This is a genomic window from Pseudorhizobium xiangyangii, assembly GCF_020531965.1.
GTDB classification, from domain to species: domain Bacteria; phylum Pseudomonadota; class Alphaproteobacteria; order Rhizobiales; family Rhizobiaceae; genus Neorhizobium; species Neorhizobium xiangyangii.
Genome location: NZ_JAJAWH010000048.1, coordinates 1 through 13,756, shown reverse-complemented (window position 1 = coordinate 13,756; position 13,756 = coordinate 1). Strand labels below are relative to the sequence as shown.

Here is a 13,756-nt window from a genome sequence, read left to right as displayed (position 1 = left end):
GTCCTTCACCCAGAACGAGAACGCCACGTCATGGCTCTGCAGAAGCTGCGGGACGATGGGTATTACGTTCATTCAAGACTCCCCCGACTACCTCGGCCAAACTCACTTTCTGGCAAAGTGGATTGTATAACAATCAATTGTGAATTGAGTATTCGTAACGAGTCAATCGGTTTTCGAAAATATTTTTGGCGGACTTTCGCCAAGCTTGATTTTCCGCGGGTTCCCGCACTTCTTCGAACGGAGACCCACATACGACATTGAACTACGCACTCCGTATCCCCTGTCCGAAAACGGTCGATTGCGTACAGGGGCAAAACACCATGTCCACAAATTATCTTGACAGGATTTTGAACAGAAGGGATATTTCGGACAGCTTATTCGGACAAAATTGACCCCATGCCACGCACCTTTGCCTATGTCCGCGTCTCCACGATCGGACAGACCACTGAGAACCAGATCCAGGAAATCGAAGCCGCCGGTTTCCACGTCGAGCCGCGCCGGATCGTCACCGAGACGGTTTCCGGAAGCACCGCCATTGCGCAGCGCCGCGGCTTTTCCCGACTCATGGACAAGCTGGAGTCCGGCGACATTCTCATCGTGACAAAGCTCGACCGCCTCGGCCGCGACGCAATCGACGTCAGTACCACCGTCAGGCGGCTTACCGAAATGGGCGTGCGCGTCTATTGCCTTGCGCTCGGCGGCGCGGACCTAACCAGTTCGGCCGGCACGATGACCATGCAGGTGCTCAACGCCGTCGCTCAGTTCGAGCGGGATTTGCTGATTGAGCGGACACAATCCGGTCTTAAGCGCGCAAAGTCGGAAGGTAAGGTCCTTGGACGGCCTTCGACGCTCAGTGATGAGCAGAAGCAGGATGTCCGCAACGATCTCGTGACAGGCATGAGCGTTTCGGCCATCGCCAGGAAATTCAGGGTAAGCCGCCAGACCATCATGCGGGTTCGCGACGAAGGTTCACGGTCCGTTCGAGCTTAGCGTACGATTTTCTGCAAATCTTGTTCCGACCCCATTTTCAGCGGTCTGGATTCAAGGGGTTGTAGAATCGGAAGAATCGCGGTTTCCTGTAACTATGAGTCGAACCGCTATACCAGTCAAAGAGAAGGTCGCCGCCCATCGGGAGCGGTTGAAGGCGGCCGGCCGTATTTATGTGAACACCGATCTTCCCGCCGATCTGGTCGCGCGTCTTGACCAGATGAAGGAAGCCATGGGCGCGTCATCGCGTGCCCCGATCATTGAAGAAGCTTTGAGGTTCTATATCGAGAACGCACCGAGGGCATGAAATGAAAAACCCCTAGCCGTTAGCAGCGGCAAGGGGTTTTCGGATCACGGAAACGGCTTTGTTAGGAGCGCCTGAACAGCCCCTAACATAGTCGAGAGTGAACCACCCGGCAAGAGAGAGTCTCGCCGGGAACGGGGAATCTTTGTCCGTCGTCCGCGCCGTCATGTCCTCCGAATGGAAGGACGAAGGACAGATGTTGAGGACGCAGATTGCGGCCGCGATTGGCTGCGCGCGCGGAAACGCGCTTGATGAAATCATGCGGGAGGTTTGGACGCGCTACAGCGCCGGCCAGCTCTCCGAGATCGAGGCCGGGGAGCTATCCACCCTCGCCCATGAACGGCGGGCCGCGTGGCGGGGAGATCAGGCCGGGCTTGGTCTAGTCATGCCGCCCCCTGCCCCGCGCTGCCCGACGCCAGTTCGCCGGCATAGCCATTTCAAGGGGCGATCCGAGGGCCAGATATGGCGGCCGACGACGCGCAAGGACGTGCAGGCGATCTTGAAGGCGGCCGAAATCTACAACGAGGCCGGTTTGCACGAGAAAGGCGAGCGCAGCGGCCCGCTCGGGTCGGTGGCGCTGGACGTGCTGCGGCTGTTCGTCAATCTCATCGACTTCCGCACCGGCCGGCTTGAGCCGTCAATCAGCACGATCATGGATCGGTTGGGCCGTTCGCGGGATACGATTGTGCGGGCGCTGAAGAACCTGCGGGCGCATGGTTTCATTGACTGGTTGCGCCGCTACGAGCCGACCGGCAACGAGGGGCGCGGTCCCCAGGTGCAACAGGCGAGCAATGCCTATCGCCTGTCCCTGCCGGAAAAGGCCCGGCAGTTCCTTGGCCGGTTCGCCAAGGCCCCTCCCCCGCCTTCGGATCATGGACAGGATCAGCAGGCATGGAGCGAGTCGATCGACGCCTACAAGAAGCCCCTCCCCCTCGATGAGCGGACGCAGCTAGACGCCGGCGATAGCCCGCTCGGGCAGGCCCTTGTGAAGATGGCAAAGAGCTTCATGAAACGTGAGTCCGATAACCAGACTGAATCCCCCTCTAATTCTATTCTCTATGTGAAAACATAAGCGGTCGCCGCTGTTCGGGCCGCTCACGCGGCCCTGCGGCGGTTCCGGACCACGTAAAAGGCGGTCCGGTTCGGCACCCTCAGAGCAAAAACCGTAACCCTAGCGTCTGCGGCTGTCGTCGTATGGGCTTTCGAGAGAAAGCACGCGGCAAGGGGTGCGGCTAAAATGATAGCTGTTTACTAGCAGCTATCATTTTAGGATAAGATTATAAGTGGCTGCTTAACTGCTTATAAAGAGCATACTGCTAACATGCTGCTAGTTATTAGATGAGCGGAGGGCGTATGGCGGTCATATCATTTGTTTCGAGCAAAGGCGGGGTTGGTAAAACGACTTCGGCCGTTGTCCTCGCCGGCGAGCTAGTCGCGGCGGGCCGCAAGGTCTCGTTGATCGACGCGGACCCCAACAGGCCCCTTGTAGCCTGGTCGCAGCTCCGCCCGGTTCCGGAAACCCTGCGGCTCATAGTCGATGACTCGGCCGAAACAATCATAGACACGATCGAGGATGCCCGCGCCGAGGCCGATTTCGTCATAGTTGACCTAGAAGGGACCGCGACCGATCGCGTCGGCTTCGCCGTCGCCCGGTCGGATTTGGTTCTGATTCCGCTGCAAAGCTCGGTTCTCGACGCAGCCGAGGCCGCGAAATCGGTCAAGCTGGTGCGCCAAATGTGGAAGGTGGCGAATCGAGAAATTCCATATCGCGTGTTCTTTACCCGCGTCCCGCCCGCAATCCGCGAGCGCACAGCGCGCGACATAGAGCGGCAGTTTACCGGCGCTGCGGTCCCCGTGCTGCCGGCGACTTTGATCGACCGGGCGGCCTATCGGGCCTTGTTTTCCCTGGGCGGCACGCTGCACGAGCTAGAAACGGCCGATGTGTCCGGGCTGGAGACAGCCAAGGAAAACGCCCGCGAATTCGCGCAAGCCGTCATCAACGCCACTAGGGGAGGGAACGCAGCATGACCGCCGACGACAAAAAACGCGCAACGCTCGACTTTGGCGACGAACTCAACACGCCGCCAGTGCCCCCCGTTGATCCGAACGCGGTCAAGGCTGCCGCCCGCGCTGCGGGCTTCCGAGAAACCCCGAAAGCCGCCGAGCTATTCCCGTCTTCTTCTGGGCGACCCCAGCGCCGCACGCGTCGCAAAACAGGCCGCACCGAGCAGTTTGCAACCCGGCTACGGGCCGATACTATCGAGGCGATCTATGCCTATGCCGACCGCCACGAGATCACGCTTGCCGAGACGATCGAGCGTGCAATGAGCGCACTTGGCGAAGGCGAGCAGTAGCGGTTTCGCTTGTCAGTTTATACAAATTTTGATATAAAGGGTTCATGGCTGACATGAAGCGGCTCGAATTTCTTGGGGATTCCCTTGAGCAGTTGCGGGAGTTTCCCGAGACGGCGCGGAAAGAGGCCGGTGTCCAGCTTCACAAGGTTCAGCAGGGTTTTGAACCGAGCGACTGGAAGCCGATGGTGAGCGTAGGGCAGGGGGTGCGGGAAATCCGCATCCGCGACGAGGCAGGAGCCTTCCGAGTGCTCTACATCGCCAAGATAGAAGATGCCATCTATGTGCTGCACGCCTTCCAGAAGAAGACGCAGCAGACGGCGAAACGAGATTTGGATCTAGCCGCGACCCGGTTGCGGCAAATCTAGCGGAGGCGTGACAATGGAACGTCAGAGCTTTGCGAATGTATGGGATGCACTGGAAGATACGCCGGCCGAGGCCGCGAACATGACCATGCGTTCCAATCTGTTGATTGCCGTTGAGCAGCGGGTACGGAGTTGGGGCGTCACCCAGGCCGAAGCGGCACGGCGTCTCGGGATCACGCAGCCCCGGCTTAACGACCTGCTGCGGGGCCGGATCACGAATTTCAGCCTCGATACGCTGATTAATCTCGCTACCCAGTCCGGGCTTGCGGTGCGGCTCGATATCGCAGAGGCCGCATAGGCACAACCAGCCCCCGGCCGTCCTTGGCCTCTGAATATTAAAAGGGCACAGATATACGGTGGAAAGCGAAAACTACCGTTCGCCGCCCCAAGTAATACGACCGCCATAACGATCAGCCAATCGCAACGGCGCACGTCCTTTACTGATAATAATCGATGTCAATGTAGGCATTGAGTTTGGCCGCAGCCGCCGCCATTTGAGGCGGAATCATAACCGATGGTATGCGCCCCGTTGCGTCAACTATGATTGTGATCATCACTTCACCGCTCTTTGATATCTCCTCGAATTTATCCCATACATGTTCAATTTTACCAAATATTGATTTCCAATGATCCTCAACTTCATCGGAAGAGCCTGTTGAATATATTGACCACAGATTAGATCTTGGCAAGTCCTTACTGCCATCTCTCTCGCCTCTAAGCATTTCCTTGTCAGGAGTTACATTCAAAATTCGTGTTATCTCCTTTGGAGGAGTAAGGTTCCCTTCCAAGCAAAGATCAATCCACAATTTACGTTCCATGAATATTTATCCCAAGTGATCTTGGTGTTCCTGTGCCTTGTCTAGGCCCAGAATACATAGTTCCATCTTTTCCTGCAAAGATGTCGCTCTTTGAGTTCAACCTATATTCTCGTTTTAGCTCGTGTGCATCTCTAAACCCATTCTTCTTTGCCGCCTTATCCAACTCCTTGTCCGACATACGCTTGGCGTCTTTTGCCTTTTTCTCTTCGTCGTCTTCCGGCGGCGGCGTGCATGTTAAGCATGCATCGGTTGTTGGGGCAGCCTTGTACCTTTTCTCGGCCTTTTCCCGCGCATCGGATGACATCGCCAGTGTTCCGGAAGCGCCGATACCAAGCGCCCACAACAGCCCCTCGATGGCCGCAGGAATGGCGAGAGCAACAGCCATCAGCGCGCTTCCTGCAACTGGTTGATCTGGAATTCCATGAGGTATTTGACGCGGTCATTTGCAGAATGGGAAACGGACGCATCGGTCATGAACGTCTGCAGCTTGCCGAAATCTGCAGACGTTCCGGTGAGGCGCATGTAGGACCACTTGGCGTAGGCGACGTCATGGGTGACGCCGAGCTTTTTGGCTTCGCGCATATAGTCGAGCGCCCTGCCGCGCAGGGCTTCGTCGGACATATCGCCGGTTTTGTCGGGGGCCACATCGCGCAGATAGTCGGCAATCGACCAGCTTAGCCTGACCATCCGCGTTTCGCTGATGGCGTCCAAGGTCTTCTGGTCCCAGTGGAGCGGGCCTTTCGGGATCGTGAAGGAGAGCGGGTTTTTGAGATTCCTGGCCCGAATGCAGTCGCCACCCCATTCCTCGTATGGGGTGAACAGGACGGCGAGGGCAGGGCCTAGAAAACGGGCATAGCGCGGTTCGTCGAGGACGGGCAGGACCTGGGCCATGACGTTGGCGTCGGCATGGCGGAAGGTGACCGTTTCGGTCTTGAACAGACTGCCCGGCTCGGTGGCGATGGTGACGCGGTTGAGGCCGCGCAGGTGCTGGTAGAGGATTTCCTCGGTGAGCGACGCGTCGCCAATCCAGAACACCGCGGCGCGGCTGTCGGTGAGGATGCCGAGCAACGCCTCGATCTGGGCGACCGGGTCGGCGGGCCTCGGCACGACGTTGCGCCTCATGACCACGGAATTGTCGCCGTAAGGCTCATAGAGGTCATCGTCGGTCAGGTGGTGATGGTAGAGATCGGCCAGCCACGGGCCGCCCGCTATCAGGCTGCTGTCGGCCTTGAGATAGAGCGAGCGGTGGGCGATGCCAGCGCCGGTCAGCTTGGTGGACAGGCCTTCGGCACAAGAAGCGCCATCGTCGTGCCGAGCGGCGAAAGCCAGAGTCGGGGTCTGAGTAGGAAGGGAACAGACCCACATAAGGATTTAAGATTACTTGGGAGAACATCGTTCGATTTCGTACGATAAGGATGGCCCATTAAAGAATGGGACCAAACACCTGGCTTACAAATACAGCTCCTCAAAACGACTTGGTAGAGCCAGGAGCTCGGTCTCGAGTTCGGGAACTTCGGCGATGGTCATCAGCCATTGCAGCAACAGATCTTCGTTCATTATCTTGGTGAGACCTTCGAGCATGGTTTGACAATTTGCGCGCGGGAAGAAGGGCGCAGGGTCGCCGGGAGCGAGATTCCCCATTTTCAGACAATGCGCCCAGTTCCAGTCGATCTTCGGCCCCCGATGCGGCAATCCCGAGGGATCCTCGATGCACCCTTCGAGAAGGTCATGAGCGCCGACGAACCAGACCAGAAGCTGCGCGCGCCAGTAGGGGCAGGCGATCGCGAGGACGGATGCGATCCATGCGGGGATTTCTTCGGGCGATAGGTATTTCAGGTTGAAGAACATGGAGGCGGAGAGGTCCCCGCTTGCATCATGCCAGCCCCAATGCCCGTTGGGCCATTTCGTTCGATGCAACAAGGTGCCGTTGACGATCCGGCCATCGTGCCAGCAGGCTGGGTTCATCATCGCGCGGCCCAGCGTGTTCAAAGCGTCCTCCCGGAACTGCGGATAGGGAGGGTCAACCACACCGCAGGGGTATTGCGTCATGAACGCGGTGACGAGCGTTTCGCTCAATGCCGAGACATAGCGTTCGGTGGCGCGCGGGACGAGGTGTGGCAAGAGGTAATGGAACCAGTCACGCCATTCCTCGCGGGGGCCGAACGAGCTGGTTCCGCTGGCGATTTCCTCCAGTGCCTTGTGAAGGGCGTTGACAGGCAGGGTGTCTAGGTCTCCCATCAAATCAGTGAACATGTGGCGCTTCTCGCCCATGAACCATGCTTCACCCATCAAACTGGAAGGGCGCGGGAATGTGTCGCGCATGCGGGCGAGCGCGGCGACCTCAGAACCAGCGCCCGGCCGCCATTGGTAGACGATTTGTTTCATGTCGATCTCGTGCTCACTCCCGGTCACTCCAACAAACCCCGGTTTGATGTGATGCGGCGAAGCAGCTCGCAAAAGCGGCCCATGCGAGCGTCGCCTGGCTCATGCTTCCCCCTCCGTTCGTAATTCTGCTTCTTGCCGCTCGCGGTCCCGTTCATAGCGGTCGCCTTCGTCGGCAGCGCCGCGCTCATAGCCGATCTCGATAATCCTGGCGGTGATGCGGGTGAGAAAATCCAGCGCGTTTGCTCGTTCTAGATCTGTCAGGGCCGATTTCGGCAACTGCCTGAGGACAGTTTTTGCCCAGACGGCGGCCTGCCGTTGCCCCCAGGCATTCGGTTTGCGATGCCCACCGGGGAGGCCGACATCCTTGTCCTGTTGCTCAGCATCGGCCTTGGCCGCCGCTTCGGTCATCATCGACAGGCAAAGTTCAATGCATTCGTCGCAGATGAAGGTTGTCGGACCGGCGATCATCGTGGCGACATCGTTGGTGCTTTTGTCGCAGAAGGAGCAAAAGAACAGGCGCTTCTCAGCAGAGCGCTTGGGTTGGTCGTTTTTTGTCATCCGGGCTCCTGCGAGGTGACGAAGGTGAGGTTTGGTCACTTAATCGTCCTTTGCGGCTAGCAGATCGGCAAAGAGTTCCTTGTCGCCGTCGCGCGTCAGGAAGCCGGGCAGTTCCCGCCGCAGCCAAGTTGACAGGTTGCGCGAGAAATCATCCTTGCCATTTTCGAGGCGACGCAGAACGAGCGCCCCAAGCAGCACCTTTCGACGGGTGTCATTGGCGCGCTCTTGTTTCGACAGGCGGGCTTTGAGAGCGGCGCGCTGTGCATCCAGTTGAGCGAGACGTTCTTCGATGGATTTGCGCGCCATGTCCGAATCTCCTTTTCAGTTTGTTTGCCAAGGCTATCATTCCCGTGCGCCTTTTCCAATGTTTCTCAGTCACGCTTGAAATTCGCCGGCTTTGCGGCACAATAGCTGCCTCAGTTGATCGCATCGAGCTTGCCGCGAGTACCACACCAAGAAGCGAAAGAGCGTAGCGATTGATCTTGGAAGGGCGCACTTACGAGTTATTGCATAACTCAGCGCGCCACCATATTAATATCTGGTGGAAAAGATGAAACGGCAAGGGAACTTATTACTTGGCGATCTACCATTTCAGCATGAAGCCAGTTTCGCGGGCGAAGGGCCGTAGTGCTGTCGCCGCAATGGCTTATCGTACCGGGCAGAAGCTGACGAACGAGCGAGACGGTATCACGCATGATTATACGGCCAAGCAGGGCGTAGAACATGTGGAGATCGTCTTGCCGGAAGGCGTCAACGCCAATTGGGCGCGGGATCGTTCAGCCTTGTGGAATGCCGCCGAGTTTGCCGAGAAGCGGAAAGATGCCCGCGTTGCTCGCGAGTTCGAGATTGCCTTGCCGCATGAGCTTTCGACCGAGGATCGGCTAGAGGCAACACGGGAGATCGCGCAGGAGCTGGCGAACCGTTACGGCGCGGCGGTGGACTTCGCCATTCATCAGCCGCACGATGCCAGCGACGTTCGCAATCATCATGCTCATGTGATGATGACGACGCGGCAGGTTGGCGAAAACGCTCTAGGCGACAAGACCTATCTTGAGCGCGAGAACAAATGGCTCCTGGCGAACGACCTGCCGCCCACCGACATGCAGCTTTGCGATCTTCGCCAGCGGTGGGAGGTTCTTGCGAACGAGCGGCTGGCGAAGGCCTTGCTTGATCTTCGGATCGACCATCGTTCGCATAAGGAGCGCGGGCTTGAGATCGTGCCGACCGAGCATGTGGGCGTCCATGCCACGCAGATGGACAGGCGGGGCCTGGCCGTGTCGAGAACGCGGGTGGATGCGGAGGCTGCGCAGCGCAATGCCGAGCTGATCCGCGAGAAGCCCGAGCAGGTTCTGACCCTGATCACCGGGGAAAAGAGCGTGTTTGATCGGCGCGACATTGCGCGGGCGCTGCATCGCTACATCAACGACGATCCGCAGGAATTTAGAAACGCCTTTGCGAAGGTGATGGCCTCGCCGGCCCTGGTCGAGCTTCAGACCGAGCGCGCCGACGTAGTGGGGGACCATGCAGGCAAGATCGAACTTGCGCGCTATTCGACGCGGGAAATGGTGGAGATCGAATCCGGCATGGTCGAGAGCGCACAGCGGATGCACGCAGCGCGCGGTCATGGCGTCGATCGCCGGCATGTCAGCCAAGCTATTGGTGCGCAGGACGCCGCCATTCAGCGGAGCAGCGGAGATATGTCGGCCGGGCTGTCCGCCGAGCAGCGCCGGGCGATCGAGCATATCACCGGGCCGGAGCGAATTTCCGCCGTTGTCGGTTATGCCGGCGCTGGCAAGTCCACCATGCTTGCGGCGGCGCGCGAAGCATGGGAGGCCGAGGGCTATACCGTCCACGGCGCGGCCCTGTCGGGCAAGGCGGCTGAGGGGCTTGAGGAAAGTTCCGGCATCCAGAGCCGCACACTGGCGTCATGGTCCCGCGGTTGGGACAACCCACATAGTGGGGACCGCTACAAGCTCAACCGCGGCGACGTGTTCGTGATCGACGAGGCGGGCATGGTGGGGAGCCGCCAGCTCGCCCGGTTCGTCACCGAGGCCGAGGCGCGCGGGGCAAAGATCGTCCTTGTCGGTGATCACGAGCAGCTGCAGGCGATCGGGGCCGGTGCACCGTTCAGGGCGATCACGGAGGAGATCGGCTATGCCGAGCTTTCGGAGATTCGCCGGCAGCGTGTAGACTGGCAGCGGGAGGCGTCGGTCGCCTTCGCCTCACACCGGACGGCGGAAGGGCTGGCGGCCTATCGGGATGGCGGCAATATCAGCTTTGCCGAGACGGGCGAGGACGCGCGCGGCCAGATCGTGAGCGACTACCTTGCCGACGCGCAAGAGCGGCCGGAGGGAACCCGGGTGGCGATGGCGCATCGCCGCGCCGATGTTCGCGCTATCAATGACGCGATCCGGGCCGAGCTACAGGCCCGCAGCCATGGGCTGAACGGGGGCGAGCTGGCGCATGGTGCCCTTGGGGGCGGCCTGATATTCCAGACCAATGACGGGCAGAGGGAGTTCGCTCCGGGCGACCGTATCGTGTTCCTTGAGAACAATCGCGACCTTGGCGTGAACAACGGGATGCTAGGCACGGTCGAGCGTGTCGAGGCCGACCGACCGGGTGCCGGCCCCATGATCGTCGTGCAGCTCGACGGCCGGGGTGGCGATAGCGTCAGCGTGCCGATGGGCGACTATCAGGCGGTCGATCACGGCTATGCGACGACGGTTCACAAGAACCAGGGCGCGACGGTCGATCGGTCTTATGTGCTGGCGTCGGGGACGATGGACCGGCATCTCACCTATGTTGCCATGACCCGGCATCGCGACGGCGTGCAGCTCTATGCGGACAGGCAAGAGTTTGCCGATCATTACGCCGGCCGCCTGGTCGAGCATGGGGCGGCACCCTATGAGCACAAGGACGGTAACGGCCAGAGCTATTTCGTGACGCTGGAAACAGACCAAGGGCAGCGTCGCACCCTATGGGGCGTCGATCTTGAGCGGGCCATGAAGGGCGCGGAGCGCGCGCCGGAGATCGGGGAGAAGATCGGCCTTCAGCATCTAGGCTCAACCCCCGTCACCTTGCCGGATGGGACGCAGACGCATCGCAACACATGGAAGGTTCAGGACGCCGGCGATCTGGCCTATGATCAGCTTGAGCGCCGCCTGTCCCGGTCGGGCGTGAAGGAAACGACGCTCGATTATGCCAAGGACTTTGCCGAGCGGCGCGGGATCGCGGAGCGCATGGGTGTCCGCAGCGAGATCGAGATTGCGCGCGAACAGCTTTCTCAGGAGCGGGTCGAGCACCGTGCGGACAGGGGATCGGCGGCCGAGCGGGAGCGCGCCGGCGACAACGGGCCACCGATCGACCAGAAACAGCAGCAGCAGGCCGAGAAGCAGCGGCGCGGCATGTTCGCCGGCCTCAAGCTCAATGCCCGTTCTGCGTCCTCTCAGGAGCGCATCGAGGCATCGCGGATGCAGCGGCCGCCGGAAAAAGAAGGGAGCTTGCGGGCATCGTTCGCGCCAGAGGGGCGGGCGCCTGACCTTCCCCATATTGATAGATTGGCCGAGCGGGCGCGGGGGCAGTCGCGGCTTGAGGTGGCCGTCGACCGCTATGCGCGGGCCTATCAGTCGATCGACCAGCACCGGCACGAGGGCCTGCCGGTCCTCGACATGCAACGGCAGGAAATGCGTGCGGCCGGGCTTGGGCTCGACCAGGTGCGCGACGGCATGGAAGACCTGATGCGCTCGACCCTGCAATATGACCCGGGCACGGTGCGCGCCATGACCGAGCTGTCCGGCCGGGAGCGTGTCGCGCATGTTATCGAGGGCTTGAAGCGCGAGAATGCCGCGCTAGCCGACCCGAACGTCCGGGCCGAGCGGTTCGTTGAACGCTGGCAGGAGCTATCACGCCAGCGCCGGGAGCTGCGCGGCTGGAGGCAAGACGACGCCCGCGCCAAGGTCGAAAGCCAGATGGATGGCCTGATCAAGGGTCTTGAGCGCGACCCGCAGGTAGATTCCATCCTGCGCAATCGCCGTCAGGAACTCGGAATCGGGCAGGAGCAGCGCCGGGGACAGAGCATCGCCCACGCGCTACAAGAGGCAATGACACGCGGCCACCGGCTTAGCCGGGACAGCGGGATGGAAAGGTAGGCAGGGAGATCATGACGGAACTGGACGACGACAGGGAAGGAATCGCACGGCAAGCACTGAACGAGGACGCCGACGACCCGGCCGCCGCCTTCGATGCGCTACGGGGAACGGTTGAAAGTCTCGCCAGCGACCTCACGCGGGAAATGACCACCATCCGCAAGGGTGTCGAAGCCGCCTTTGAGGAATTTGATAGGCAGGGGCCGACGCAGGACTACAAGCCGGAACTGGCGCAGATCGTGCAGCAGCTCGCCCACGTTGGGGAGCGCCTGCAGGGTGTCGAGCGGTCGCCCATTCTTCGGCAGGGCGCGCAGCACTATGCGGCGGCGCTCGAGCGCAGTGGCGAGGGCCTGATACGCACCGCCGCGCAGCAGCTCGAACGCCAGGCATCCGACCTCGAGCGCGCCGGCCGGAACCTTTCCGTGCATGTCGCCAGCGCGCGGGAGCGTCGCCGGCAAGACCAGTGGCTAGCTGGCATTGGCGCGGCCGGTCTGGTGCTTGGCGTCCTGTTGACGCTGTTTGCCCCGCGTGTGCTGCCCTTCTCGGCCGCGCCGCGTGTCGCCAGCACCGTTATGGGCGAAACGCCGTGGCAGGCCGGCATGAGTCTGATGGCGTTTGGCAGTTCAGCCGGGTGGAATCGGGTGGCGGCGGCCGATCGGCTCATTGAAGCGAACAGGGAGACGGTGACGGCCTGTCGGGAGGCGGCCGCCGAGACGGATAAAGATCAAAAATGCACGATCACGGTGGCTGCGCCGGAGCAGTAGCGAAACCGGCGCGGCCTTGGGACCGGAAACGCCATATAAAGTGGCTCTTCATTGCTGCTCAGCGCTATTCGGTCATTGGAGGCGTACCTGGAATACGAACGCGGATCGATAGACCGTTCCCGCAATCGAAAGCGCCTTCATCAAAAGACGTGCCAAAGGCATCGCTAAACCAGTCACTGCTACCGGGTGGGAACAGCCGGTCCATCAGCTCCAGCGCCTTGTCACGCGCCAGGCTCAGGGCAGCCTGAAGCGGACGGGTTTGTGGATTGATCGCGAATGTTGCAGTCAGGCGCGTATCCTGTGAACCGTTGCTGACCACGAGAACCAGACGCTGCCCACCACCTGACCCTGTTTTACGCAGCGCCAGCCGCAGGGTAAGCCAAAGGGGCCGCAATGCATCAAACCGGGCGTTGATCTCCGCCAGCCGTTCTTCCCCCACCCGCATCGCGGTGGCCAGGGCTGCTTCATCCATCAAGTCCGGATCTTCGAGTAAATCGCCAAAAGCGGTTTCAGCGGCTTCCTTCGAAGGACCGTCCTGGAGCAGAAAGGTGATTTCCGCCTCTTTCCACCAGATCTCCCGTTGCGCGACGGCGCGTGCCCTTGCGCCATCTTCGCCATAATTGGCGACATCGAACCAGGCGCGCTGGAGGCCGTGCCTGGAAGTCAGCGTCGCTTGCCAGGAGGGTGTCTTGCCCCAACGCAGCACCCGGTAGACGCCAGGGGTGCCGCTCGTGTTGCGCGCCTGCTTCTTTGCAGCCTTCTCCCGATTGGTGCAGGGCGGAAAAACATCCAGAACGGCATCCCGGTAGGCTCTGGCCGTATCCAGTGCCTCCTCGCAGCCGCCATAGACACCATCGAAAAAGCGTCTCTGGATCACTCTGCCTCTCCGTCGGACTGTCACCGCCCAGCAGGCTGTCGTATCCCCGCGTTCCCAGCGGGTAATGCCCCGCATATCAGGAGGTCTGCCTGCAACCGCGTCAGGCTCCGAATCCCGTGCAGTCCCGTTGGCGCCGACTGTTCCCTTTCGCGTCATATTGCCGAGCCGGAGACGGTGGTGATTTTCTGCCGCGCTTCGATGA

Annotated in this window: 16 protein-coding genes; 9 read left to right on the top strand and 7 right to left on the bottom strand. The window is 60.5% G+C overall.

Annotation, left to right across the window (positions count from 1 at the left end; translation table 11 throughout):
- Positions 1-396 precede the first annotated feature (396 nt).
- From LH464_RS23365 to LH464_RS23335, 7 genes are all read left to right on the top strand, one after another.
- Positions 397-990 carry a recombinase family protein gene (locus LH464_RS23365; RefSeq protein WP_226788816.1) on the top strand — a complete coding sequence of 198 codons (594 nt, stop codon included), beginning with the start codon at positions 397-399 and terminating at the stop codon, positions 988-990.
- A 94-nt stretch (positions 991-1,084) separates the two neighbouring features.
- On the top strand, positions 1,085-1,294 hold the full coding sequence (locus LH464_RS23360) for a ribbon-helix-helix protein, CopG family (RefSeq protein ID WP_226788815.1): 210 nt from the start codon (positions 1,085-1,087) through the stop codon (positions 1,292-1,294).
- A gap of 142 nt (positions 1,295-1,436) precedes the next feature.
- Positions 1,437-2,363, top strand: coding sequence for a helix-turn-helix domain-containing protein (locus LH464_RS23355; protein ID WP_449301442.1), 927 nt, complete (start codon positions 1,437-1,439; stop codon positions 2,361-2,363).
- A gap of 281 nt (positions 2,364-2,644) precedes the next feature.
- Positions 2,645-3,319: a ParA family protein gene (locus LH464_RS23350; protein ID WP_226788814.1), complete on the top strand. Its 675-nt coding sequence runs from the start codon at positions 2,645-2,647 to the stop codon at positions 3,317-3,319.
- Positions 3,316-3,645 carry a stability/partitioning determinant gene (locus tag LH464_RS23345; protein ID WP_226788813.1) on the top strand — a complete coding sequence of 110 codons (330 nt, stop codon included), beginning with the start codon at positions 3,316-3,318 and terminating at the stop codon, positions 3,643-3,645. The genes LH464_RS23350 and LH464_RS23345 overlap by 4 nt, the downstream gene beginning before the upstream one ends.
- 53 nt (positions 3,646-3,698) lie before the next feature.
- Positions 3,699-4,010 carry a type II toxin-antitoxin system RelE/ParE family toxin gene (locus tag LH464_RS23340; protein WP_226788817.1) on the top strand — a complete coding sequence of 104 codons (312 nt, stop codon included), beginning with the start codon at positions 3,699-3,701 and terminating at the stop codon, positions 4,008-4,010.
- A gap of 13 nt (positions 4,011-4,023) precedes the next feature.
- On the top strand, positions 4,024-4,305 hold the full coding sequence (locus LH464_RS23335; protein WP_226788812.1) for a helix-turn-helix domain-containing protein: 282 nt from the start codon (positions 4,024-4,026) through the stop codon (positions 4,303-4,305).
- Between the two features lie 139 nt (positions 4,306-4,444).
- On the opposite strand, the gene LH464_RS23330 is transcribed toward LH464_RS23335, so the two are convergent.
- The 6 genes from LH464_RS23330 to LH464_RS23305 form a co-directional block, all read right to left on the bottom strand.
- Positions 4,445-4,825: a DUF4279 domain-containing protein gene (locus tag LH464_RS23330; protein ID WP_226788811.1), complete on the bottom strand. Its 381-nt coding sequence runs from the start codon at positions 4,823-4,825 to the stop codon at positions 4,445-4,447.
- Positions 4,815-5,210: a polymorphic toxin type 33 domain-containing protein gene (locus LH464_RS23325; protein ID WP_226788810.1), complete on the bottom strand. Its 396-nt coding sequence runs from the start codon at positions 5,208-5,210 to the stop codon at positions 4,815-4,817. The genes LH464_RS23330 and LH464_RS23325 overlap by 11 nt, the downstream gene beginning before the upstream one ends.
- Positions 5,210-6,190 carry a hypothetical protein gene (locus tag LH464_RS23320; RefSeq protein ID WP_226788809.1) on the bottom strand — a complete coding sequence of 327 codons (981 nt, stop codon included), beginning with the start codon at positions 6,188-6,190 and terminating at the stop codon, positions 5,210-5,212. The genes LH464_RS23325 and LH464_RS23320 overlap by 1 nt, the downstream gene beginning before the upstream one ends.
- Before the next feature lie 84 nt (positions 6,191-6,274).
- Complete coding sequence (locus LH464_RS23315; RefSeq protein ID WP_226788808.1) at positions 6,275-7,210, bottom strand: hypothetical protein; 936 nt, start codon at positions 7,208-7,210, stop codon at positions 6,275-6,277.
- Positions 7,211-7,309: 99 nt separating this feature from the next.
- Positions 7,310-7,768, bottom strand: coding sequence for a ClpX C4-type zinc finger protein (locus LH464_RS23310; protein WP_226788807.1), 459 nt, complete (start codon positions 7,766-7,768; stop codon positions 7,310-7,312).
- A 39-nt stretch (positions 7,769-7,807) separates the two neighbouring features.
- Positions 7,808-8,074, bottom strand: coding sequence for a mobilization protein (locus LH464_RS23305; RefSeq protein ID WP_226788806.1), 267 nt, complete (start codon positions 8,072-8,074; stop codon positions 7,808-7,810).
- Between the two features lie 269 nt (positions 8,075-8,343).
- On the opposite strand from LH464_RS23305, the gene traA reads away from it, so the two are divergent.
- Positions 8,344-11,916, top strand: coding sequence for a Ti-type conjugative transfer relaxase TraA (gene traA / locus LH464_RS23300; RefSeq protein ID WP_226788805.1), 3,573 nt, complete (start codon positions 8,344-8,346; stop codon positions 11,914-11,916).
- Between the two features lie 11 nt (positions 11,917-11,927).
- The gene (locus tag LH464_RS23295; protein ID WP_226788804.1) at positions 11,928-12,677 is read left to right on the top strand and encodes a DUF6118 family protein; all 750 of its coding nucleotides are present in this window, start codon (positions 11,928-11,930) and stop codon (positions 12,675-12,677) included.
- Positions 12,678-12,741: 64 nt separating this feature from the next.
- On the opposite strand, the gene LH464_RS23290 is transcribed toward LH464_RS23295, so the two are convergent.
- The gene (locus tag LH464_RS23290) at positions 12,742-13,554 is read right to left on the bottom strand and encodes a hypothetical protein (RefSeq protein ID WP_226788803.1); all 813 of its coding nucleotides are present in this window, start codon (positions 13,552-13,554) and stop codon (positions 12,742-12,744) included.
- Positions 13,555-13,756: the final 202 nt, after the last annotated feature.

Bases quoted from the DNA above. Each gene is read 5' to 3' on its own strand.
- LH464_RS23365 (WP_226788816.1), top strand. From the start codon at position 397: ATGCCACGCACCTTTGCCTATGTCCGCGTCTCCACGATCGGACAGACC.
- LH464_RS23360 (WP_226788815.1), top strand. From the start codon at position 1,085: ATGAGTCGAACCGCTATACCAGTCAAAGAGAAGGTCGCCGCCCATCGG.
- LH464_RS23350 (WP_226788814.1), top strand. From the start codon at position 2,645: ATGGCGGTCATATCATTTGTTTCGAGCAAAGGCGGGGTTGGTAAAACG.
- LH464_RS23345 (WP_226788813.1), top strand. From the start codon at position 3,316: ATGACCGCCGACGACAAAAAACGCGCAACGCTCGACTTTGGCGACGAA.
- LH464_RS23340 (WP_226788817.1), top strand. From the start codon at position 3,699: ATGAAGCGGCTCGAATTTCTTGGGGATTCCCTTGAGCAGTTGCGGGAG.
- LH464_RS23335 (WP_226788812.1), top strand. From the start codon at position 4,024: ATGGAACGTCAGAGCTTTGCGAATGTATGGGATGCACTGGAAGATACG.
- LH464_RS23330 (WP_226788811.1), bottom strand. From the start codon at position 4,825: ATGGAACGTAAATTGTGGATTGATCTTTGCTTGGAAGGGAACCTTACT.
- LH464_RS23325 (WP_226788810.1), bottom strand. From the start codon at position 5,210: ATGGCTGTTGCTCTCGCCATTCCTGCGGCCATCGAGGGGCTGTTGTGG.
- LH464_RS23320 (WP_226788809.1), bottom strand. From the start codon at position 6,190: ATGTGGGTCTGTTCCCTTCCTACTCAGACCCCGACTCTGGCTTTCGCC.
- LH464_RS23315 (WP_226788808.1), bottom strand. From the start codon at position 7,210: ATGAAACAAATCGTCTACCAATGGCGGCCGGGCGCTGGTTCTGAGGTC.
- LH464_RS23310 (WP_226788807.1), bottom strand. From the start codon at position 7,768: ATGACAAAAAACGACCAACCCAAGCGCTCTGCTGAGAAGCGCCTGTTC.
- LH464_RS23305 (WP_226788806.1), bottom strand. From the start codon at position 8,074: ATGGCGCGCAAATCCATCGAAGAACGTCTCGCTCAACTGGATGCACAG.
- LH464_RS23295 (WP_226788804.1), top strand. From the start codon at position 11,928: ATGACGGAACTGGACGACGACAGGGAAGGAATCGCACGGCAAGCACTG.